Origin of the sequence: Phytobacter sp. MRY16-398 (assembly GCF_003925915.1) — a bacterium.
Classification (GTDB): Bacteria; Pseudomonadota; Gammaproteobacteria; order Enterobacterales; family Enterobacteriaceae; genus Phytobacter; species Phytobacter diazotrophicus.
Genome location: NZ_AP018756.1, coordinates 2,116,215 through 2,138,728, shown reverse-complemented (window position 1 = coordinate 2,138,728; position 22,514 = coordinate 2,116,215). Strand labels below are relative to the sequence as shown.

The window sequence follows — 22,514 nt, the reverse complement described above, 5'->3', positions numbered from 1 at the left end:
CCGCCCCACATGAAAAAGGCCAGTCGATAGACTGGCCTTTTTCAATACTTAAATATCAGGCAACGTGACGTTCGTTCTTACCTTGCACCGGTTGCTGCGCATGTTTATGAATAACATCGATCACCCGTTGCTGCTCTTCCTCAGTTAAATCCGGAAAAATAGGCAGGCAGAGAATCTTTTTCGAAACCACATCTGCCGTTGATAAATTCTCAACTTTTGCAGAAGCAAGATGGCGATACATTGAGAAGGAGCTGATTAATGGATAGAAATATCGACGCGTGTAAATATTCTGTGTTTTAAAAAAATTATAAAGATCGTCACGACTGATCGGGTAGTTTTCATCAACCATTACCGGGTAATAAGAATAGTTCCAGTCAACATTTTCCGGTGCCGTAAATAAGCTGATGCCGGGTATATCTTTTAGTGCTTCGCAGTAACGTTCATAAATCGCTGCACGCTTCACCAACGCACCATCAATATACTTCATTTGCAACAGGCCAAACGCCGCCTGCACTTCATTCATTTTTGCGTTAATACCCGGTGCAACTACCGTTGTTTCGTCAATAAACCCGAAGTTTTTCAGATTATCAATGCGCTGCTTCATTTTCGCATCATGGCAAATAATTGCACCGCCTTCGAAGGTATTGAATACTTTGGTCGCATGAAAACTCAGAATAGAGAGATCGCCAAAGCCGAGCACACTCTTACCGTCTTTTTTTACACCAAAAGCATGTGCCGCATCATAAATAACTTTCAGTCCCCAACCATCGGCAATGGACTGAATCTTATCCACGTCGCATGGAAGGCCGTAGCAATGTACTGGTAAAATAGCGGTGGTGGCTGGTGTAATCAGCGCCTCTATTTTTGTCGGGTCGATGTTGCAAGTCACTGGATCAATGTCGGCAAAAACCGGGGTCAGTCCGTTCCAAAGCAACGTATGCGATGTGGCAACGAAGGAATACGGAGTGGTAATCACCTCTCCGGTAATACGCAGCGCCTGCATTGCAGTCAACAGTGCCAGGGTACCATTGGCAAACAGACAAAGGTGCTTCACACCCAGATATTCCGCCAGCGCTTTTTCCAGCTGCTGGTGAAACTGCCCACCGTTTGTCAGGTATTTATTGTCCCATATTTTTTCCAGGTAAGGGACAAACTCTTCAAGGGGCGGAAGCAACGGACTGGTAACAAAAATATCTTTCATGACGCACCTCTTCTGTACACCATTCGCCGGGTAAACGCTACGAATATATTATTCGCAGCGCATGGCTTATTTATTTATCTACAACAAATGAACGTGGCTTTTCACCACGGCAATACATTTCCCACGCTGTACGTAAAGCATGTTCAAAAGTCGCCGCAATATTGAAGCCAGAACCTTGTTTGGTGGGTATTTTACTGCGCATATCACGACGAAGTTTGCTCAATTCATCAATATGTGCAGCCCAGTGAATTGCTTTACTGACATAATCGTCTTTGCTAAATGCAACAAAATTCTCAAGCCCATAGGTATACATTATATCCAGTCCCTGACAACCTGCTAAAGTCTCTCCGCGCAAAGTCAAGGTTGGCACACCCATCCACGCCGCGTTGTTGGTTGTTGTCCCCCCAGTGTAAGGGAAGGAATCAAGCATTATATCGACCTGGCCATGCGCTGACAGGTAATCCAACATAGTCATTTTCCCTTTGAAAATAAGCTGTGAATTACTGACGCCTTTATTCTCCATAAACTCGGAAATAGAGTTGATAACATCCAGATCGTCCATAAAACCAATCATAAGTTTAGCGTTGGGTAAACGCAGCAATATCGATGCCCAGACATTTAACACGTCATTATTGATTTTTTTAGGGCGGTTAAAACTGCAGAAGGTGATATAGCCATTTTTAATTGCTGGCAATTCACTGACATCCGGACTTTGCTCATTGGGCTCAAAAGTTTTTTCCATCCGGACATACAGAAGGTGCTCACTGAATTGTTCCTGCATTTTGGGCACATTGAGAATAGTGTCAGGCACAATTCGATAATCAATAGCTTTCATCCCCGTTGTGGCAGGATACCCAATCCAGGTCATCTGCACCGGAGCCGGGCGCAGACCAAACATTGGCAGCCGGCAATAGGTTGTATGGCCGGACAGGTCAATCAGAATATCGATATTGTCGTTATAAATCTGATCGGCTAGTTCGGTATCACTGATATCGTCAATATCCCGCCACAGTGATGATCCCGATTCCAGATAATCAGTTATATCATCGCGGACAGGTGAGGCGTTATAGCCTATAAGATCGAACCGTTCACGATCCATTGCATCCCAGAATGGAATAAAGAAGTGACTCACCGGATGGCGCACAAAATCTCCGGAGACAAAACCAACCCGCAGTTTTCTATCTGGATCACGGCTACCTTTATAACTGGTTTTAATGCCGACACTCTTCGCCCATGCATCCACTTCCTCACCATATTTCAAGTGGGCGTGGTACATGGCCTGTGGCGAAGTTTTAGGGTCATGCGTCAGTACAAACAGATAGTTGCTGTAATAGCCAAGATGGTTACCTGAGATGTCGACAGCTTTTTTGAGGTGCTTGAGCGATTCCCCCATAAGCTGCTTTTCACTTAATAATGTACCGAGGTTGGTCAGATAATGGGCATTCCTGGGTTCGAATTTGACGGCTTTGCGCGCACAAATCAGCGCATCGTTAACGTTATTATGATCGCGGTATAAGCAGCCCAATAAATCCCAACCCCGAGCATTTTCCCGATCATTACGCAGCAAAGCACGAATAATGCGCCCAGCGTAGAACGGGGCTCGTGTTTTAGAAAAAGCATTTGCGAGGTCGTAATAAAATTCCCAATTGGAAGCATGGTTAGCCAGCAATCGCGACAGATACGTCAGCGCTTCGTAATATGCGCCCGTAAGTAAAAATGAACGAGAAATTCCATTGAGCAACTGGACATTGTCGCCCTCAGTTTCAATGAGTTCCTTCATATAAACCCGGACATCCTCATTGCGCCCTTCGCGGAACATTCCGTCAGCTTTCTTCAAAAAAACACGAATCTTTTCAAGTTCTTCTCTGGTCGGATCGTCTTCGCGCTTTTCGAGCACATTGTCATTCAGGAAGCCACCAATATCCGCACGACTTGAGAACAGTATTATGGTCATGCAAAGCTGGCGAAGGATGTCTGAATCACCATGTAGTAAACAGGATTGAAAGGCGTACTTCCACGCGCGAGGGGCTCCGTATAGAACTCCTTTCTCACGTAAAGTCAGGAACATATCAACACTGTCAGCGTCATTAATAGATCTTTCGCCGTTAAGGAATTCGCACTCATCAGCAGAAAGCGTAATCGCTTCGCCCCAGAGGTTAAACCCACTCACTTCTTCCTCGCCATTTTCGCAAAGAGGCAATCCAGGGATAGGTTGCAACACCGGTGAAGTGTTTACGTTATAAGCAGAAGGACCGAAGCTGAACAAAAGACCATCGCGGCCTTGTACAAAAAGTAATTTCAACGCCTCAGCAACCTTCTCACGGTGGTTTTCAGGCGTTTCGGGTAAGAGTGTTTGCGTTACCAGTTGCTCGAAAGAGACGCTGAGAGGCCAGGCATCGCCCAGCAAGTCCATGATACTCAACTGCAATGTATCTTCGGAAGAGACGCAATGCCCGCTGCGATTCAGGTGTGCATTACCAACAATGCCGTCTTCTGAAACAAAACGCTTAAAGCAGCCAGCCCAGTGTAATGACTCAACATTGATAATATCGGGTTCATCTCGCACAGCAAGATTACGGCTGGCTGGAACGATGATACTAAAGCGCTCAGCGCGATTAACAGCAAAATCAAGATATTGCTGCGCCAATACCTTCCCTTTACCTGGCACAATGGTTTCGTGAACCTTGTTAACATTTTCACCGTAGTACGAGGCACATTCACTTTGCGGAAAAATATCCCCCACATACTGAAACTCGCACTCAACCAACATCTGGTTAAAATCAGCCAGATAGACAGCATCATTAAAATTGTGCAGATAACGCAACAAAAATTCGTTATCGCTACTGGCCGCAGCTGAACTCAGTACACTATTTATTCGCCCTGACTGCTGTGCCATTTCCAGGTAGATGATCATGGCGCGCGCTGAATTCAGCGTCATCTCATCATCGGTAGCATCCGCTGTATGCAGTGCGATAGCATCCTGTATAGATTTTGCGTCACGGCTGCCAGGTAAACTGTTCCAGCGCATGGCGACAATACCGTTTGGCGTCAGACTACGAGAAGCAAACGCCAGCAATACAGCGCGTTCCGTTTCAGGAAGCAAACTGAAAATGCCATTGATAATGATGTAATCAAACGTTCCCGCCTCGATGTTAACAAGGGAATCAAGCCCCAGTGCGTAGAGGGACACGTTTTTCACACCCAGTTGCTGACGTTTTTCTTCTGCATTGGCAATGGTCTGCGCGTCCAAATCAATACCAACACATTCACTTTCAGGCCATGCCAATGCATGAGTCAGCAGCAGTTGAGCGTTCCCGCATCCCAGTTCAAGAATTCGTGCATTTGCAGGTAAAACACCCGTAACACCATAAACAGCCGACATAGCACCAATGTGAGACGTTATCCGGCGTGAAGAAATATACATGTCATTCACTGTAAAAGATCCATTATTGGGAGGTCAGAGCACAATCTGTCACTGCGCTAAATCACCGATGCGAATGCGGCTGTACACATGGGCATGACATCACTGCATTTTCGAAAGAGAAAATTACGACTTTAGCCATCGTAGCAGTCCCCTGGCGTCTTAATGAGGTGAAAACCCTGTGGATTGGTATCTTATTTGTGTGATTGAAGAGAATGGAAAGACGGGTTGACAAATAAAAAAACTATCGCCCGGAGGCGATAGTTTGTATATCAATGATGCTCAATATTAACGCAGCAGAGACAGAACAGTCTGTGGAACCTGGTTCGCCTGAGCCAGTACAGAAGTACCAGCCTGTTGCAGGATCTGCGCACGAGACATGTTAGAAACCTCTGTCGCATAATCAGCATCCTGAATACGGGACTGCGCTGCGGACAGGTTAGTCACGGTATTGTTCAGGTTAGAGATTGTGGACTGGAAGCGGTTTTGAATCGCACCCAAGTCAGAACGTTGTTTATCAACTGCTTTCAGCGCGCTATCAACAGAAGCCAGAACGTCGTTAGACATTACGTCGAAGCCGTAGCTGCTTACGTTACGAGAAGTAACTGTGCTGTTAGTTGCACCCGCTACACCGCCAGCGCTGTATTTGTTCCAGGAGCTGTTAGAGTTGATGGTAATACCGATGGTCTGACCGTCGTTTGCACCCACCTGGATGGAGATAGTGGTGGTGGAGTTGGTGCCAGCCAGGATGTTGATGCCGTTGAACTGAGTCTGACCAGCAACACGGTTGATCTCTTGCAGACGTTGGTTAACTTCAGACTGAATGGAGTCGATATCAGAAGCTGAGTTAGTACCGTTCTGAGCCTGAACTGCCAGCTCACGAATACGCTGCAAGTTGTTGTTGATTTCGTTCAGAGAACCTTCGGCAGTCTGAGCAATAGAGATACCGTCGTTCGCGTTACGAGAAGCCTGAGTCAGACCTTTGATGTTTGCACTGAAACGGTTGGAAATTGCCTGACCAGCGGCATCATCTTTGGCGCTGTTGATACGCAGACCGGAGGACAGACGCTCAATAGCAGTGCCCAGCGCAGACTGAGATTTGTTCAGGTTGTTCTGAGTAGTCAGTGACAACAGGTTAGTATTGATAACTGCCATAATTACTTTCCTTCAAAAATTGATTTAGGGTCGGTGCCTAACACTTACGGCGTCTCTCACCGTCAACAAGGGTATCGGCGCATCTTCGAAGGACTTTAGAAATAATCGACAAAAACTTTTAACCATTTGTTTTTAAATAATTTAAATTTACTAAAACAGTTTTATCGCTTAAAAAACAACCTACCGCAACGGTTTTTGTCTTCTACAATCCTCTTATTTACCACTAACTGCTCCCGCTTTTCTGGCGATTATTTTTTCATACGATGTGTAAACTTTTTTCTCGGGTTGCCGATAGAGAGTCAAGTTACACACAAGACGCAAAGGAAAACAGACATGGCTTCTATTAGTAACCTTGGTGTAGGTTCCGGTCTGGATCTAACCACGTTGTACAACAACCTGGAAACAGCTGAAAACACCAAGCTGACAACGATTACCAACCAGAAGACCACATATACCGCTCAATTAAGTGCGTATGGTAAGTTGCAAAGTGCCTTAACCAGCCTTCAAACCGCGACAGCGGCGCTGGGTAAAGCAGCTACATGGAACTCAACAACCGTTAATAGTACGAACACCTCATTCTCTGCGGCCACGACCAGTGATGCAACCGTCGGGAATTATACTGTTAACGTAAGCCAGGTGGCGACAGCGCAAGTACTGATGTCATCCAGTATTGCCAGTAATACCGCGCAGCTTGGTGGGACGACGGCTGGTAATACGCGTACCATTACCATTACCCAGGCAGGGACAAAAACGCCGCTGACGGTGCAATTGGCAGATTCGGATACATCATTGACCGGTATCGCTAATGCCATCAATAAAGCGGGCGGCAACGTCAGCGCGACCGTAATGAAGGCAACGGATGGCGACTATCGCCTGATGCTGACCTCAAAATCGACTGGTACCGATTATGACATGACGGTCACTGTAACGGGCGATGATACCCTGCAGCAGAAGATTGGTCATGACAGCACGACGACAGCTCTCGGCGTGCAGACTGCTTCGCAAAATGCGAAGGTATCTATTAACAATGTTGCAATTGAACGTGCAAGCAACACCATTACTGATGCATTGCCAGGCGTGACGCTGACGCTCAAGTCAAAAAGTACGGCAGATGAAACGCTAAGTGTTGGCCGTGCAACAGATGCGAACACCACGGCTATTAATAACTGGGTTACCGCCTATAACTCACTGCAATCCACCATCGCCAGCGTAACGAAATATGTGACAGTGGATAAAGGCGCTGATAGTCAGTCCTCCAGTAATGGCGCGCTATTGGGCGATTCGAACGTGCGATCGATTCAGTCTCAACTGCGTTCGCTGCTGACTGATGTACAAAGCCAAAGCGGAAATTACAAGATACTGGCCCAGCTTGGGATTACCCAAAACCCGATAACCGGTTCCGATGGTTCAACCGGTACATTAACCGTCGATTCGACGAAGTTATCGAAAGCGTTAACGGATAACCCGGAAGCAGTTCAGGCCTATTTTATTGGTGACGGTACCAAGACCGGTTTAGCGACCAAGATGAACAATACCCTGACAACGATGCTGAGCACCGCGACAGGTAGTACGGGCGTTATCCAAAACGCGCAGGACGGTATTAACAAGACCATTAAGACTCTTGATCAGCGTTATACCGAAATGGAAGCAACCATCGAAGCAACCATGGCGCGCTACAAGGCGCAGTTTACTGCGCTTGACACAATGGTCAGTAAGTTAAACAGTACCGCAACTTACTTAACGCAGCAGTTTAGTTCCCGCAGTTAAGGATTTGATATGTATAGTCAAAGTGGTGCTAGTTCTTACCAAAAAGTTGGGCTGGAAAGCGCGGTAATGAGCGCAAGCCCACATCAACTTATTGTCATGCTTTTTGACGGGGCACACAGTGCCCTTGTCAGGGCACGACTGTTCCTCGAACAAGGGGATTTGGTGTCTAAAGGCCAGGCGCTTTCACATGCTATCAGCATTATAGATAATGGTCTCAAGGCAGGGCTGGACATGGATGTTGAGGGAGATCTTCCTCAAAATATGGCATCGCTTTACGACTATATGGTGCGCCGTTTGTTACAGTCAAACCTGCATAACGACGTAGAAGGCATCATCGAGGTAGAGGGACTGCTGAACAATATCGCCGATGCGTGGAAACAAATTAGCACATCGGCTTCTACTCATCAGGACATGCGTTGATGACTAACTTCATCCCATCTCTTACCGACTGGCATGCGTTGCATGCTCTAAGCATCACCATGCTAAATCTCGCCCATTCAGGTAAATGGGATGAATTGATTGAACAGGAAGTCAACTACGTACAGCTTGTAGAGAGTATTGCTCGCAACCCGATTTCACCCGGCAATAAAGTACAAACTCAGCAGGCTAAAGAGCTGCTGGGTATGGTGCTGTCAAACGAAGCTGAACTCAAGGTGCTGTTGCATAACCGCATGGAAGAGCTGCGCCACCTGATTGATAAAACGGGTAAGCAACAGTCCCTGACCTCAGCCTATGGCAATTTGTCCGGTAAAATCTTGTTCCCAAATAATTTAAATCAGTAACCACCAATCCTATGGTTTTCTTCCATACTCCAGAAGTCCAATGACGCGACTTCTGGAGCAAGGAAGATGAAAAACCCCACTTTATTACAGACCTTTCACTGGTATTACCCTGATGGCGGAAAACTGTGGCCCGAAATTGCGGCCCGTGCTGCCAGCTTCAATGATCTTGGCATCAACATGGTCTGGTTACCGCCCGCCTATAAAGGCGCTTCCGGCGGTTATTCTGTGGGATATGACACCTATGATCTCTTTGATTTAGGTGAGTTTGATCAAAAAGGATCCGTGGCCACAAAATACGGCGACAAAGCTCAGCTTCATGCCGCTATCGACGCGCTGCACAGCCACGGCATTGCTGTTCTTCTGGATGTGGTGGTGAACCATAAAATGGGCGCCGATGAAAAAGAGGCCATTCGCGTCAATCGTGTGAACGAGCAAGACCGGACACAAATCGATGACACCGTGCTGGAGTGCGAAGCCTGGACGCGCTACACCTTCCCTGCCCGCAAGGGTAAATATTCTCAATTCATTTGGGATTTTAAATGCTTTAGCGGCATCGACCATATCGAAAATCCGGCAGAAGACGGCGTATTTAAAATCATCAATGATTACACCGGCGAAGGCTGGAACGATCAGGTGGATGACGAGATGGGTAACTTCGATTATCTGATGGGGGCGAATATCGATTTTCGTAACCATGCTGTGACCGAAGAGATCAAATACTGGGCGCGCTGGGTGATGGACCAGACCCAATGTGACGGTTTCCGCCTTGATGCCGTGAAACATATTCCCGCCTGGTTCTACAAAGAATGGATAGAACATGTCCAGGATGTGGCGCCTGAGCCGTTATTTATCGTCGCCGAATACTGGTCACACGACGTCGATAAACTGCAGCAGTATATCGACCAGGTCGATGGAAAAACCCTGTTATTTGACGCACCGCTGCAGATGAATTTTCATGAGGCCTCACAGCAGGGGCGCGACTACGATATGAGCCAGATTTTTAACGGTACCCTGGTAGAAGCTGACCCGTTTCATGCCGTGACGCTGGTCGCCAATCATGACACCCAGCCGCTTCAGGCGCTGGAAGCGCCGGTAGAAGCCTGGTTTAAGCCCCTGGCCTATGCCCTTATCCTGCTACGGGAAAACGGCGTGCCGTCCGTGTTTTACCCGGATCTGTTCGGCGCAAGTTATGAAGATACTGGCGGCGATGGTGAAAAACATCATGTCGATATGCCGGTTATCGAAAAGCTGGACCAGCTCATCCTCGCCCGCCAGCGCTTTGCCCATGGCGTGCAGACGCTCTGGTTCGATCACCCTAATTGTATCGCCTTTAGCCGTAGCGGGACGCAAGACAATCCCGGCTGTGTGGTCGTCATGTCAAACGGTGACGACGGCGAGAAAACACTGGATCTCGGTGCGAATTACGGCAATAAAGTGTGGCGTGATTATCTGGGATACCGCCAGGAGAGTGTCACCACCGATGAAAACGGTGAAGGCACATTTTGCTGTAATGGCGGGAGTATCAGCGTCTGGGTACTGGAAGAGGTGCTGTGATGAGTGCGCTGAGCGAAAGGACTCCCTCAGCGCCTTCGTTCAGGGTTTAACGCCAATAACCGTTTTCTTTGCCAACGCCTGCGTGCACTCGACGGTCGGCTTATCAACCCGACGCAAGGTCATGCCGTCATACTCCAGTTGACTACCGTCACGCTCAAGGCGATAGATATCGCGCTGTTGCGTCACGTTATACCAGTCATCTCCTCTGGGCATCAGCTTGCCCGGTACCGCAATCACACGTTGCCACTGACGGCAATCCAGCGTATCCCCTTCTGGCGTAATGATCAGCGAGGCAATGGCCTCAGGACTGACCAGACTGCTTTGCGGTCCCACCGTCTGCCAGTTACCCGCCAGCCCTTCCGGGGCCGGGTGCTTGACCACAGAGGTAAAATCATCCACCTGAACGCAACCACTCAGTGCCAGCATTGCGCCAATAATCAGTTGTTTTTTCATCATCTTTCCTGCTTTTCGCGACAGAATGAGTGTGGCACTAAACGCCCTCGGCCACCAGGGTTTCATCATACCAGACCCGATTTTTGACTGAGTACAGGTTTCCATTCATTAAACACAGGTAATATGCGCGTCCCGGGCACCGTCCGGTTCCTGTTTTGTTGGCTCCTTCTGAGTTCAGAGGCTAATACCATGTCATGGCAACACATTAAAACAACCTTCCTGATTAAATTCTGGTCGCCCGTTCCGGCGGTTATCGCAGCCGGGATCCTTTCCACCTACTATTTCGGCATTACCGGGACCTTCTGGGCCGTTACGGGAGAATTTACCCGCTGGGGCGGGCAGCTCCTGCAACTGGCGGGCGTGCATACGGAGGAGTGGGGTTATTTCAAACTCATTCATCTTGATGGCACGCCGCTGACCCGAATAGACGGCATGATGATTATCGGCATGTTTGGCGGTTGCTTCGCAGCAGCCTTATGGGCAAACAACGTAAAGCTACGCCTGCCGCAACATCGTATCCGCATTGCCCAGGCTATCGTCGGCGGGATTATCGCCGGGTTTGGCGCGCGTCTGGCAATGGGCTGTAATCTGGCAGCTTTCTTTACCGGCATTCCACAGTTCTCGCTACACGCCTGGTTTTTTGCCGTCGCCACGGCCATCGGTTCGTGGATGGGCGCCCGCTTTACGCTCCTTCCCCTGTTTCGCATTCCGGTAAAAATGCAGAAAGTCTCAGCGGCATCGCCACTCACGCAAAACGTGGACCAGGCACGGCGTCGCTTCCGTCTGGGTATGCTGATATTCGCCGGGATGATTGGCTGGGCTCTGCTGACCACCATGAACCAGCCGAAGCTGGGGCTGGCCATGCTGTTCGGCGTTGGCTTTGGTTTGCTCATTGAACGGGCGCAAATTTGCTTCACTTCTGCCTTCCGCGATATGTGGATAACGGGTCGTACGCTGATGGCGAAAGCCATTATTTTCGGCATGGCGGCGAGCGCGATCGGTATTTTCAGTTACATACAACTGGGTGTGGAAGCCAAAATCATGTGGGCAGGCCCGAACGCCGTGCTCGGTGGCTTGCTGTTTGGTTTTGGCATTGTGCTGGCGGGTGGCTGTGAAACTGGCTGGATGTACCGTGCTGTTGAAGGGCAGGTACATTACTGGTGGGTCGGTCTGGGTAATGTTATAGGTTCAACCCTGCTGGCTTACTTCTGGGATGACATCTCCCCTGCACTCGCCACAAGCTGGGATAAAGTGAACCTGCTGAAAACTTTTGGTCCGCTCGGCGGCCTGCTGGTGACGTACGCGCTGCTGCTTCTCGCCCTGCTCTTTGTTATTGGCTGGGAAAAACAGTTTTTCCGCCGCGTATCGCGGGCGGCAATTAAGGAGACCGCATGAATATCGTACCCGATTACCGTCTGGATATGACCGGTGAACCCTGCCCTTACCCGGCGGTAGCGACGCTGGAAGCACTGCCTCAGCTAAAAAAAGGCGAGATTCTGGAGGTCGTCAGTGACTGCCCGCAATCAATCAATAACATCCCCGTCGATGCGCGAAACCATGGCTATACAGTGCTGGATATCCAGCAGGATGGGCCAACGATTCGCTATATGATTCAGAAATAGGGGAAATGCGGCCAGGGAATGGCTCAGCGTAAGAGGTGTGATAAAAAAAGTGACTGCCCCGCACGGGGCAGTCATCAAACACACTAAACCTGCATATTCATGATGTCCTGATAGGCCGTCACAAGTTTGTTACGCACCTGGACACCCATCTGCAGGGAAATGGATGATTTCTGTAGGTCGGTCATTACGTCATTCAACGCCACGCCCGGTTCACCAAGGGTGAATTTTTCAGCTTGTGTACGCGCTGCGGTCTGCGTATCGCTGATTCGATCCAGCGCGGCATGCAATTGCCCGGCAAAACTCACCGTCTGAACGCTGTCAGCGTTATTAACGCTTTGATTTTTCGCCAGACTAGCCGTTGCCTGCAGTTGGCTGACAACGCTTTCTATACCCTGAATTGCCATGGATTATCCCCGGATGGTTTGATACGCGGATAAGGTTACCAGTTCGTCAATAAGATAATGGCGGTAAATAACGATAAAAAACCAGGTTATTTGAGGCATAGAAAATTCTGAATCATCAAATAATGGCATAGCCATATTAATGGACAAATGTCGAGTTTGCCGATCCGGGAGTCTGTTTTGTTTCACTACTCAAATAACAACATCCACCCTGAGTTACGAGGTGCGCAATGAGTGCGACTGCAACTTCTGCACCACAGAATAAATCTCTGGAGTGGCTCAACCGCTTACGCGCGAACCCCAAGATCCCATTAATGGTGGCGGCGGCTGCAGCCGTTGCTATCGTCGTCGCCATGGTACTGTGGGCAAAAAGCCCGGACTACCGCACGCTTTACAGCAACCTCTCCGATCAGGACGGCGGGGCTATCGTTACCCAGTTAACCCAAATGAACATTCCCTACCGTTTCTCTGAGAACGGTGGGGCTATTGAAGTTCCGGCAGATAAAGTCCATGAACTGCGTCTGCGCCTCGCGCAACAGGGTCTGCCGAAAGGCGGCGCTGTCGGTTTCGAATTACTGGACCAGGAAAAATTCGGCATCAGCCAGTTCAGCGAGCAGGTTAACTACCAGCGTGCGCTGGAAGGCGAACTGGCTCGTACCATTGAAACACTCGGTCCGGTGAAAACCGCACGCGTCCATCTCGCGATGCCGAAACCGTCTTTGTTCGTGCGTGAACAAAAATCACCGTCCGCCTCGATCACGGTCAATCTGGCGCCGGGTCGCGCCATGGACGATGGTCAAATCACGGCGATTGTTCACCTGGTTTCCAGCGCCGTCGCTGGCCTGCCGCCGGGTAACGTGACCGTGGTTGATCAGAGCGGTCGTCTGTTAACCCAGTCTAATACCGCCGGTCGTGACCTGAACGATGCGCAGTTGAAATACGCCGCAGACGTTGAGGGCCGGGTACAGCGTCGTATTGAGTCCATCCTCGCGCCAATCGTGGGTAACGGTAACGTCCATGCTCAGGTAACCGCGCAGATTGATTTTGCGAATAAAGAACAGACCGAAGAGCAATACCAGCCAAACGGCGACGCCTCTCAGGCGGTACTGCGTTCTCGCCAGACCAACGAAAGCGAGCAGATTGGTGGAAGTTATCCGGGCGGTGTACCAGGTGCGCTGTCTAATCAGCCTGCCCCGGCTAATGCTGCACCGATCACCACACCGCCTGCGAACCAACAAAATGGCCAGCAGAACGGACAGCAAAATCAGAATGGTCAGCAGACGGCCTCTTCTGCCACCAGCAACGCGGTGCCGCGCAACACCACTCGTAACGAAACGGCAAACTATGAAGTCGATCGCACCATTCGTCATACCAAGATGAATGTCGGCGATATTGAGCGTCTCTCTGTTGCCGTCGTGGTGAACTATCGCACCCTGGCGGATGGCAAGACCGAAGCGCTGAGCGCAGACCAGCTTAAACAAATTGAAGACCTGACCCGTGAAGCCATGGGCTACACCGAAAAACGTGGCGATACCCTGAACGTGGTGAACTCACCGTTCAACGCAACCGACGATGTAGGTGGTCAGCTTCCGTTCTGGCAACAGCAGAGCTTCATCGATCAGATGTTGAATGCAGGTCGCTGGCTGCTGGTGCTTATTGTCGCCTGGCTGCTGTGGCGTAAAGCGGTTCGCCCGCAACTGGTTCGCCGGCAGGAAGAGGCGAAAGCGGTACAGGAAGCGCAGCGTGCCCGTGCTGAAATTGAAGAATCCGTGGAAGTTCGTCTGAGCAAAGACGAGCAACTCCAGCAGCGTCGTAATAACCAGCGTCTGAGTGCCGAGGTGATGAGCCAACGCATTCGTGAAATGTCAGACAACGATCCACGCGTTGTGGCGCTGGTCATTCGCCAGTGGATGAGTACTGAAAATGAGCAATAATGCAACCGGCCTTAACGGTACCGATAAAAGCGTCATTCTGCTAATGACCATTGGAGAAGACCGCGCAGCGGAAGTGTTCAAGCATCTGTCCCAGCGGGAAGTGCAGCACCTTAGTACCGCGATGGCCAGCATGCGTCAGTTTTCAAATAAGCAATTGGTGGAAGTGCTGCAGGAATTTGAAGCCGAAGCAGAGCAATTTGCGGCGCTGAACATCAACGCCAACGACTACCTGCGTACGGTACTGGTGAAAGCGCTCGGCGAAGAGCGTGCTGCCAGCCTGCTGGAGGATATTCTCGAAACCCGCGATACCACCAGCGGTATCGAAACGCTCAACTTTATGGAACCGCAGAGTGCCGCCGACCTTATTCGCGACGAGCACCCGCAGATTATCGCCACCATCCTCGTCCACCTCAAACGTGGTCAGGCTGCCGATATTCTTGCCCTGTTTGATGAGCGTCTGCGCCATGACGTGATGCTGCGTATCGCCACGTTCGGCGGCGTACAGCCAGCCGCACTGGCGGAACTGACCGAGGTACTCAACAACCTGCTCGACGGCCAGAACCTCAAACGCAGCAAAATGGGCGGCGTGAGAACGGCGGCGGAAATCATCAACCTGATGAAAACGCAGCAGGAAGAAGCGGTTATTACTGCGGTTCGCGAATTCGACGGCGAGCTGGCACAAAAAATTATCGACGAGATGTTCCTGTTCGAAAACCTCGTGGATGTGGACGACCGCAGTATCCAGCGCCTGCTGCAGGAAGTGGATTCCGAATCCCTGCTTATCGCGCTCAAAGGCTCCGAAGCGCCGTTGCGCGACAAGTTCCTGCGCAACATGTCTCAGCGTGCGGCGGATATCCTGCGCGACGACCTTGCCAACCGTGGCCCGGTCCGTCTGTCTCAGGTGGAAAACGAGCAGAAAGCCATCCTGCTTATTGTTCGTCGTCTGGCCGAAACCGGCGAGATGGTAATTGGCAGCGGCGAGGATACCTATGTCTAATGAATTGCCGTGGAAGATCTGGACTCCAGAAGATCTCGCTCTACCAGTACCTGAGTTTATCGCGGCACTGTCCACAAGCGATGAGCCGCGCGTAGAAGTTGAAGACGAGCAATCTGCTGAGCAAAAGCGCCAACAGCAGTTGGCGCAGATACAAATGCAGGCGCATGAAGCAGGCTATAATGCAGGTCTGGCGGAAGGCAGACAAAAAGGCCACGAGCAAGGCTACCAGGAAGGCCTCTCTCAGGGCTACGAAAATGGTATGAACCAGGCACGCCAGCAGCAGGCACCTATCCATGCCCGTATGCAACAACTGGTTAGCGAATTTCAGTACACCCTGGATGCGCTGGACAGCGTTATTGCCTCCCGTCTGATGCAGATGGCGCTTGAAGCCGCGCGTCAGGTGATTGGCCAGGCCGCCTGCGTGGACAATGGCGCATTGATTAAACAAATTCAGATGCTGCTGCAACAGGAACCCCTGTTCAGCGGTAAACCGCAACTGCGCGTGCATCCGGATGATTTGCAGCGCGTAGAAGAGATGCTTGGCGCAACGCTCAGCCTGCACGGCTGGCGGCTGCGCGGTGACCCGACCCTGCACCCCGGTGGCTGTAAAGTCTCTGCGGATGAGGGCGATCTCGACGCCAGCGTGGCAACGCGCTGGCAGGAACTGTGCCGTCTTGCGGCACCGGGAGTCGTCTGATGACTGCACGTCTGACCCGATGGCTGACTTCGCTCGACAATTTCGAAGCCCGAATGGCACAACTGCCTTCCGTGCGTCGTTATGGTCGTTTGACTCGCGCTACCGGTCTGGTGCTGGAAGCGACGGGTCTGCAACTGCCGCTGGGTGCGACCTGCGTTATTGAACGTCAGGAAAACGGCGAAACCCGTGAAGTTGAAAGCGAAGTTGTCGGTTTTAACGGACAGCGCCTGTTCCTGATGCCGCTCGAAGAAGTGGAAGGCATCCTGCCTGGCGCACGCGTGTATGCGAAAAGTATTCTTGGCGATGGTTTGCAAAGCAGCAAACAGTTGCCACTGGGCCCTGCCCTCCTCGGCCGTGTGCTGGACGGCGGCGGCAAACCACTTGATGGCATGCCCGCACCGGATACCGGTGAAACCGGCGCGCTGATCACCCAACCGTTTAACCCGCTGCAACGTACTGCTATTGAGCATGTGCTCGATACCGGCGTGCGTGCCATCAACGCCCTGCTAACGGTTGGCCGCGGCCAGCGTATGGGGCTGTTTGCCGGTTCCGGCGTGGGTAAAAGCGTCTTGTTAGGTATGATGGCCCGCTATACCCAGGCTGACGTTATCGTGGTCGGTCTTATCGGTGAGCGTGGTCGTGAAGTTAAAGATTTTATCGAGAATATCCTCGGCGCCGATGGCCGCGCACGTTCGGTTGTGATCGCCGCGCCTGCGGATGTCTCGCCGTTATTACGTATGCAGGGTGCTGCCTACGCCACCCGCATTGCGGAAGATTTTCGCGATCGCGGTCAGCACGTGTTGCTGATTATGGATTCCCTGACGCGTTATGCGATGGCCCAGCGTGAAATCGCGCTGGCTATCGGCGAGCCGCCAGCCACCAAAGGTTATCCGCCTTCCGTCTTTGCCAAATTACCGGCACTGGTGGAGCGCGCAGGCAACGGTATTAGCGGCGGTGGTTCTATTACCGCATTTTATACCGTCCTGACCGAAGGGGATGACCAGCAGGATCCTATTGCCGACTCCGCGCGCGCCATCCTGGATGGACACATCGTACTGTCTCGCCGACTGGCAGAGGCGGGGCACTACCCTGCCATCGACATCGAAGCATCTATCAGTCGTGCGATGACGGCCCTGATTACGGAAAAGCATTACGCCAGAGTAAGAAATTTCAAACAGTTGTTGTCGAGCTTCCAGCGTAACCGCGATTTGGTGAGCGTTGGCGCCTATGCGCGAGGCAGCGACCCGATGCTGGATAAAGCTATCGCATTGTGGCCGCAGCTTGAGGCTTTTTTACAACAAGGCATTTTCGAACGTGCCGGGTGGGAAGATTCAATACAAGCCCTTGAACTCATTTTCCCGAACGCATAACGCAGTGTGAGAGCGACGACTATGACGCAAAATAGCGCATTAACGACGCTAAAGGATTTGGCAGAGAAAGAAGTTGACGACGCAGCCCTGAGATTGGGTGAAATGCGCCGCGGTTGCCAGCAAGCGGAAGAACAGCTAAAGATGCTGATGGATTATCAGCATGAATACCGCAACAACCTGAATAACGATATGAGCCAGGGCATCGGAGCCCAGCGCTGGCAAAACTATCAGCAGTTTATTCAAACGCTGGAGAAGGCCATCGAGCAGCATCGACAACAACTGATGCAGTGGAATGAAAAGGTTGATACCGCACTGAATTGCTGGCGAGAGAAAAAGCAACGACTGCAGGCATGGCAAACTTTGCAGGAAAGACAAAACGCGGCCGCACTACAGGCGGAAAACCGCCTCGATCAAAAGAAAATGGATGAATTTGCACAACGCGCATCCCAGAGGAAACATGAATGATCAACTTGCAGAAATTGCTTACGACAGATGTGGATGCAACCTCCGGTGTGCAAACGGGTGTCGGTAAAACCAGCGGCGATACGGCGCAAGATTTTCTGGCCCTGCTGGCAGGCGCCCTTGGCGGAAAAACGCTAACCGGTAGCGACGCAGAGGGTAAGACAACCTTAACCCTTGCTGACCTGCAAGCCGCCAGCGGTAAGTCGCTGAAAAACCTGCGCGCATTCTCTTCTGACGATGCACAGAGCCCTGCCCAGAAACTGGCAGATTTACTGGCGCGTCAGACGGCGAAAACCGATACCGATACACTGACCACCGACAGTAAAACCCAGGTACAAACGCTGTTAGCTGGCCTGACGCCGGAAACCCAAAGCAGTGTTCTTGCTGCGCTCGGAAAAACGAACACCGCAACTGACACCGCCATTAAATCAGCCACTGACGATGACAGCAGTGATTTAAACGAAGAAGAGCTGGCGGGGCTTAGCGCTCTGATGGCTATGCTGCCGCATCAGCAAACCGCACAACTGGCGCCGACGAAATCCACCGCCGATGTTTCTACCGCAGCCAACAGCGCACTGGGTGCGACAAAACGTAGCGGTGTTGATCTGGCGAGCTTCGCAGCCAGTGCACAAAAAGGCGATAACGCCAATACCGCGCTGCATGTGACCACCCCTTCTGCCGGTGATGATACCGCGCAGCAGCAGGCAGGCATTTTTGGTAGCGCACTGGCGCCCGCCGCGAAGCAAGATGCGGATAACGCCACCATGACCATCAACACAACCGCCAGTATCGCACCGGTTATCAGTAATGCGTCATCAGCACAAGCCAGCGCGCCGATCTCTTCTGCGGTTCTGAGCGCACCGCTAGGCAGCAGCGAATGGCAACAGACGCTCAGCCAGCATGTCACTATGTTTACCCGCCAGGGTCAGCAAAGCGCTGAGTTGCATCTGCACCCGGAAGATCTTGGCCAGGTACAGATCTCCCTGAAACTCGATGACAATCTGGCGCAAATTCAGATGGTGTCACCGCACAGCCACGTCCGTCAGGCGCTGGAAGCGGCGCTGCCTACGCTCAGGACATCGCTGGCTGAAAACGGCATCCAGTTGGGGCAAAGCAGCATCAGTAGCGAAAGTTTTGCCGGGCAGCAACAGTCTTTTTCTCAGCAGCAGCAGTCTTCACGTACCGGTGGCGGCAGCAATCTGGCGGCTGAAGAGGATGAGCCGCTGATCGTGCCTGCAAGCCTGCAATCGGCGGCGCGTGGTAATAGTGCGGTCGATATCTTTGCCTAAACGCCAGAGGTAGCATGATTATCTCCGTCTTTTCCGCGCTTTGACGCGGACAGGACACGGGATAATCAGACTATGAGCAGTACCTAACAGGAAGCACGTATCAGATGACTGACACCGCTATCAACAAAAAAAAACGTAAGCGTAAAATCTGGATCCCGCTATTGGTGTTAATCACCCTCGCTGCATGCGCGACTGCTGGCTATAGTTACTGGCGTATGCAACAGCATCCGTCTACGGAAGCGAAAGCGGAGGCAGAAGCCCCGCCACCGCCGCCGGCGCCTGTATTTTTCGCACTCGATACCTTTACGGTCAACCTGGGCGATGCGGATCGTGTACTGTACATCGGCATCACTCTGCGTCTGAAAGATGACGCCACGCGTGCCAGACTGAGCGAATATTTACCAGAAGTGCGTAGCCGTTTGCTGTTGCTGTTCTCACGTCAGGATGCCACGAAGCTCGCCACTGACGACGGTAAGCAACAACTGGCTACAGCGATTAAAGAAGCAATCGCAACACCGTTAGTGGCAGGGCAACCGAAACAAGAAGTCACTGACGTTCTTTATACAGCTTTCATTCTGCGGTAAAGACATGGGCGATAGCATTCTTTCTCAGGCCGAAATCGACGCGCTGCTCAACGGAGACAGCGATACGAGCGATGCTCCGAAGCCAGGTGCAAGTGGCGATAGCGATATTCGTCCCTATGACCCGAATACCCAGCGCCGCGTTGTACGTGAACGTCTGCAGGCGCTGGAGATTATTAATGAACGTTTCGCGCGCCAGTTCCGTATGGGGTTGTTTAACCTGTTGCGTCGTAGCCCGGATATTACCGTCGGCGCGATCCGCATTCAGCCCTATCACGAGTTTGCGCGTAACTTACCGGTTCCGACCAACCTTAACCTTATCCACCTAAAGCCACTGCGCGGCACGGGATTATTTGTCTTCTCCCCAAGCCTGGTGTTTATTGCCGTAGATAACTTATTTGGTGGTGATGGACGTTTCCCGACGAAGGTAGAAGGCCGCGAATTTACGCACACTGAACAGCGTGTCATTAACCGCATGTTGAAGCTGGCGCTTGAGGGCTACAGCGATGCATGGAAAGCTATCCATCCGCTGGACGTTGAGTATGTCCGTTCGGAGATGCAGGTTAAGTTCACCAATATTACGACCTCACCTAACGATATCGTGGTGAATACGCCATTCCATGTGGAAATTGGCAACCTGACGGGTGAGTTTAATATTTGTTTGCCGTTCAGCATGATAGAGCCGCTGCGTGAAGTGCTGGTCAACCCGCCGCTGGAGAACTCCCGCTCGGAAGATCAGAACTGGCGAGATAACCTGGTGCGCCAGGTTCAGCACTCCGAGCTGGAACTGATTGCTAACTTTGCTGATATTTCGCTGCGGCTGTCGCAGATACTTAAACTTAAGCCCGGCGATGTTCTGCCGATCGATAAACCCGATCGCATCATTGCGCATGTGGACGGAGTGCCTGTACTCACCAGCCAGTATGGCACGCTAAATGGTCAGTACGCCCTGCGTGTCGAGCATCTGATTAACCCGATTTTGAATTCGCTGAATGAGGAACAGCCCAAATGAGTGATATGAACAATCCGTCCGATGAAAACAGTAGCGCAATGGACGATCTGTGGGCTGACGCGTTGAACGAACAAAAAACCACGACCAGCAAAAGTGCAGCCGACGCTGTCTTCCAACAACTGGGCGGCGGTGATGTCAGTGGTAGCCTGCAGGACATCGATCTGATTATGGATATCCCGGTCAAACTGACCGTAGAGCTCGGCCGTACGCGCATGACCATTAAAGAGCTCCTGCGTCTGACGCAGGGTTCTGTGGTTGCCCTTGATGGCCTTGCCGGTGAACCGCTGGATATCCTGATCAACGGTTACCTTATTGCGCAAGGTGAAGTTGTGGTCGTTGCGGATAAATACGGCGTCCGTATTACCGATATCATTACCCCATCTGAGCGCATGCGTCGCCTGAGCCGCTGAGGCCAATGAATGAAAACCCAGGCCACGGTTAGCCAGCCGTCAAATGTACCGGGTTCGCCACTGCTGCAAGTCAGTGGCGCACTGGTGTTGATTCTGGCGATAATTTTTATTGTCGCCTGGCTGGCGAAACGTCTGGGATTCGCCGGGAAATCTGCGGGTAGCCGCAGTCTAAAAGTCAGCGCCAGCACCTCTGTAGGGCCACGCGAGCGCGTGGTCATTGTGGACGTAGAAGATGCACGTCTGGTGCTGGGCGTTACCCCTTCGCAGATTAATTTACTGCACACGCTTCCTCCGGCGCCCGCCGAAAATGAAGAAATGAAAGAGAAGACCCCGGACTTTCAGTCCGTGATGAAGAATTTGCTTAAGCGTTCCGGGAGAACCTGATGCGCCGTTTGTTACCTTTCGCGCTGGCCGGATTATGGCTGGCTGCCCCTGCCGCATTTGCTCAACTCCCGGGCCTGGTGAGTCAACCGCTGGCTAACGGCGGACAAAGCTGGTCTCTGCCGGTGCAGACGCTGGTCTTTATCACGTCGCTGACCTTCCTGCCTGCCGTACTGCTGATGATGACCAGCTTCACCCGTATCATCATCGTGTTTGGTCTGCTGCGTAATGCCCTGGGTACGCCTTCCGCGCCGCCGAACCAGGTTATGCTGGGGCTGGCGTTGTTTTTAACCTTTTTTATTATGTCGCCGGTCATCGATAAGATTTACGCCGACGCCTATCAGCCTTTTAGCGAAAACAAGATATCCGTCGATGTGGCGCTGGAGCGCGGTGCGCAACCGCTGCGTGAGTTTATGCTGCGCCAGACGCGCGAAGCCGACCTCGCCCTCTTCGCCCGCCTGGCCAATAGCCCACCAATTCAGGGGCCGGAAGCCGTCTCCATGCGCATCCTGCTGCCAGCTTATGTGACCAGCGAACTCAAAACCGCCTTCCAGATTGGTTTTACGATATTCATTCCGTTTTTGATTATCGATCTGGTGATCGCCAGCGTCCTGATGGCGCTGGGGATGATGATGGTGCCACCTGCCACTATTGCCCTGCCGTTCAAGCTAATGCTGTTCGTGCTGGTGGATGGCTGGCAGTTACTGGTCGGTTCGCTGGCACAGAGTTTCTACAGTTAGGAGTGAAAGATGACACCTGAATCGGTCATGATGATTGGCACCGAGGCGATGAAAGTTGCCCTCGCGCTTGCCGCTCCGTTACTCCTGGTAGCCCTGGTAACGGGTCTGATTATCAGCATTTTGCAGGCCGCCACGCAGATTAACGAAATGACGCTCTCGTTCATTCCCAAAATCATTGCGGTATTTGTGACTATCATCATTGCCGGGCCGTGGATGCTCAATCTGCTGCTGGATTATATGCGCACGTTATACAGTAACCTGCCTTATATGATTGGATAAGCCCCG

Annotated in this window: 23 protein-coding genes; 18 read left to right on the top strand and 5 right to left on the bottom strand. The window is 51.6% G+C overall.

What is annotated here, in order from left to right; translation table 11 throughout:
* Positions 1-55 precede the first annotated feature (55 nt).
* From MRY16398_RS10355 to MRY16398_RS10345, 3 genes are all read right to left on the bottom strand, one after another.
* Positions 56-1,201, bottom strand: coding sequence for a DegT/DnrJ/EryC1/StrS family aminotransferase (locus MRY16398_RS10355; protein WP_125124303.1), 1,146 nt, complete (start codon positions 1,199-1,201; stop codon positions 56-58).
* Positions 1,202-1,271: 70 nt separating this feature from the next.
* A complete protein-coding gene (locus MRY16398_RS10350; protein ID WP_232034421.1) occupies positions 1,272-4,625 on the bottom strand; it encodes an O-linked N-acetylglucosamine transferase family protein in 3,354 nt (1,117 codons plus the stop codon).
* Positions 4,626-4,910: 285 nt separating this feature from the next.
* Positions 4,911-5,777, bottom strand: a complete 867-nt coding sequence (locus MRY16398_RS10345) for a flagellin N-terminal helical domain-containing protein (protein ID WP_125124301.1) — start codon at positions 5,775-5,777, stop codon at positions 4,911-4,913.
* A 333-nt stretch (positions 5,778-6,110) separates the two neighbouring features.
* Between MRY16398_RS10345 and fliD the strand changes: the two genes are divergently transcribed.
* From fliD to amyA, 4 genes are all read left to right on the top strand, one after another.
* The gene (gene fliD / locus MRY16398_RS10340; RefSeq protein WP_108701037.1) at positions 6,111-7,544 is read left to right on the top strand and encodes a flagellar filament capping protein FliD; all 1,434 of its coding nucleotides are present in this window, start codon (positions 6,111-6,113) and stop codon (positions 7,542-7,544) included.
* A gap of 9 nt (positions 7,545-7,553) precedes the next feature.
* Entirely contained in the window at positions 7,554-7,964 is a 411-nt protein-coding gene (gene fliS, locus MRY16398_RS10335) for a flagellar export chaperone FliS (protein WP_108701036.1), read from the top strand.
* Positions 7,964-8,326, top strand: a complete 363-nt coding sequence (fliT, locus tag MRY16398_RS10330) for a flagella biosynthesis regulatory protein FliT (RefSeq protein ID WP_041851819.1) — start codon at positions 7,964-7,966, stop codon at positions 8,324-8,326. The genes fliS and fliT overlap by 1 nt, the downstream gene beginning before the upstream one ends.
* A gap of 66 nt (positions 8,327-8,392) precedes the next feature.
* Positions 8,393-9,880, top strand: coding sequence for an alpha-amylase (gene amyA / locus MRY16398_RS10325; protein ID WP_125124300.1), 1,488 nt, complete (start codon positions 8,393-8,395; stop codon positions 9,878-9,880).
* Positions 9,881-9,919: 39 nt separating this feature from the next.
* On the opposite strand, the gene yedD is transcribed toward amyA, so the two are convergent.
* On the bottom strand, positions 9,920-10,333 hold the full coding sequence (yedD, locus tag MRY16398_RS10320; protein WP_041851821.1) for a lipoprotein YedD: 414 nt from the start codon (positions 10,331-10,333) through the stop codon (positions 9,920-9,922).
* Between the two features lie 189 nt (positions 10,334-10,522).
* On the opposite strand from yedD, the gene yedE reads away from it, so the two are divergent.
* Both yedE and yedF read left to right on the top strand, forming a co-directional pair.
* Positions 10,523-11,728 (top strand): selenium metabolism membrane protein YedE/FdhT, encoded by a 1,206-nt coding sequence (gene yedE / locus MRY16398_RS10315; RefSeq protein WP_079496399.1) that lies wholly within the window; start codon positions 10,523-10,525, stop codon positions 11,726-11,728.
* A complete protein-coding gene (yedF, locus tag MRY16398_RS10310; RefSeq protein WP_041851823.1) occupies positions 11,725-11,955 on the top strand; it encodes a sulfurtransferase-like selenium metabolism protein YedF in 231 nt (76 codons plus the stop codon). The genes yedE and yedF overlap by 4 nt, the downstream gene beginning before the upstream one ends.
* 83 nt (positions 11,956-12,038) lie before the next feature.
* On the opposite strand, the gene fliE is transcribed toward yedF, so the two are convergent.
* Positions 12,039-12,359 (bottom strand): flagellar hook-basal body complex protein FliE, encoded by a 321-nt coding sequence (gene fliE, locus MRY16398_RS10305; protein WP_041851824.1) that lies wholly within the window; start codon positions 12,357-12,359, stop codon positions 12,039-12,041.
* A 227-nt stretch (positions 12,360-12,586) separates the two neighbouring features.
* On the opposite strand from fliE, the gene fliF reads away from it, so the two are divergent.
* The 12 genes from fliF to fliQ all read left to right on the top strand — a co-directional run bounded on the left by fliF (position 12,587) and on the right by fliQ (position 22,508).
* Complete coding sequence (fliF, locus tag MRY16398_RS10300) at positions 12,587-14,290, top strand: flagellar basal-body MS-ring/collar protein FliF (RefSeq protein ID WP_041851825.1); 1,704 nt, start codon at positions 12,587-12,589, stop codon at positions 14,288-14,290.
* Complete coding sequence (gene fliG, locus MRY16398_RS10295; protein WP_041851826.1) at positions 14,280-15,287, top strand: flagellar motor switch protein FliG; 1,008 nt, start codon at positions 14,280-14,282, stop codon at positions 15,285-15,287. Before fliF ends, fliG begins: the two co-directional genes overlap by 11 nt.
* Positions 15,280-15,984, top strand: a complete 705-nt coding sequence (fliH, locus tag MRY16398_RS10290) for a flagellar assembly protein FliH (protein ID WP_041851827.1) — start codon at positions 15,280-15,282, stop codon at positions 15,982-15,984. Before fliG ends, fliH begins: the two co-directional genes overlap by 8 nt.
* Complete coding sequence (gene fliI, locus MRY16398_RS10285) at positions 15,984-17,354, top strand: flagellar protein export ATPase FliI (RefSeq protein ID WP_041851828.1); 1,371 nt, start codon at positions 15,984-15,986, stop codon at positions 17,352-17,354. The genes fliH and fliI overlap by 1 nt, the downstream gene beginning before the upstream one ends.
* A 21-nt stretch (positions 17,355-17,375) precedes the next feature.
* Complete coding sequence (fliJ, locus tag MRY16398_RS10280) at positions 17,376-17,819, top strand: flagellar export protein FliJ (protein WP_041851829.1); 444 nt, start codon at positions 17,376-17,378, stop codon at positions 17,817-17,819.
* Positions 17,816-19,105, top strand: a complete 1,290-nt coding sequence (gene fliK, locus MRY16398_RS10275; RefSeq protein ID WP_125124298.1) for a flagellar hook length control protein FliK — start codon at positions 17,816-17,818, stop codon at positions 19,103-19,105. Before fliJ ends, fliK begins: the two co-directional genes overlap by 4 nt.
* 104 nt (positions 19,106-19,209) lie before the next feature.
* Entirely contained in the window at positions 19,210-19,689 is a 480-nt protein-coding gene (gene fliL / locus MRY16398_RS10270) for a flagellar basal body-associated protein FliL (RefSeq protein WP_041851831.1), read from the top strand.
* A gap of 4 nt (positions 19,690-19,693) precedes the next feature.
* Positions 19,694-20,698 carry a flagellar motor switch protein FliM gene (fliM, locus tag MRY16398_RS10265; protein WP_041851832.1) on the top strand — a complete coding sequence of 335 codons (1,005 nt, stop codon included), beginning with the start codon at positions 19,694-19,696 and terminating at the stop codon, positions 20,696-20,698.
* The gene (fliN, locus tag MRY16398_RS10260) at positions 20,695-21,108 is read left to right on the top strand and encodes a flagellar motor switch protein FliN (protein ID WP_041851833.1); all 414 of its coding nucleotides are present in this window, start codon (positions 20,695-20,697) and stop codon (positions 21,106-21,108) included. Before fliM ends, fliN begins: the two co-directional genes overlap by 4 nt.
* Before the next feature lie 9 nt (positions 21,109-21,117).
* Positions 21,118-21,492 (top strand): flagellar biosynthetic protein FliO, encoded by a 375-nt coding sequence (fliO, locus tag MRY16398_RS10255; RefSeq protein WP_107224434.1) that lies wholly within the window; start codon positions 21,118-21,120, stop codon positions 21,490-21,492.
* Positions 21,492-22,229 carry a flagellar type III secretion system pore protein FliP gene (gene fliP, locus MRY16398_RS10250; protein ID WP_041851835.1) on the top strand — a complete coding sequence of 246 codons (738 nt, stop codon included), beginning with the start codon at positions 21,492-21,494 and terminating at the stop codon, positions 22,227-22,229. The genes fliO and fliP overlap by 1 nt, the downstream gene beginning before the upstream one ends.
* A 9-nt stretch (positions 22,230-22,238) precedes the next feature.
* A complete protein-coding gene (fliQ, locus tag MRY16398_RS10245; protein ID WP_041851836.1) occupies positions 22,239-22,508 on the top strand; it encodes a flagellar biosynthesis protein FliQ in 270 nt (89 codons plus the stop codon).
* Positions 22,509-22,514 lie beyond the last annotated feature (6 nt).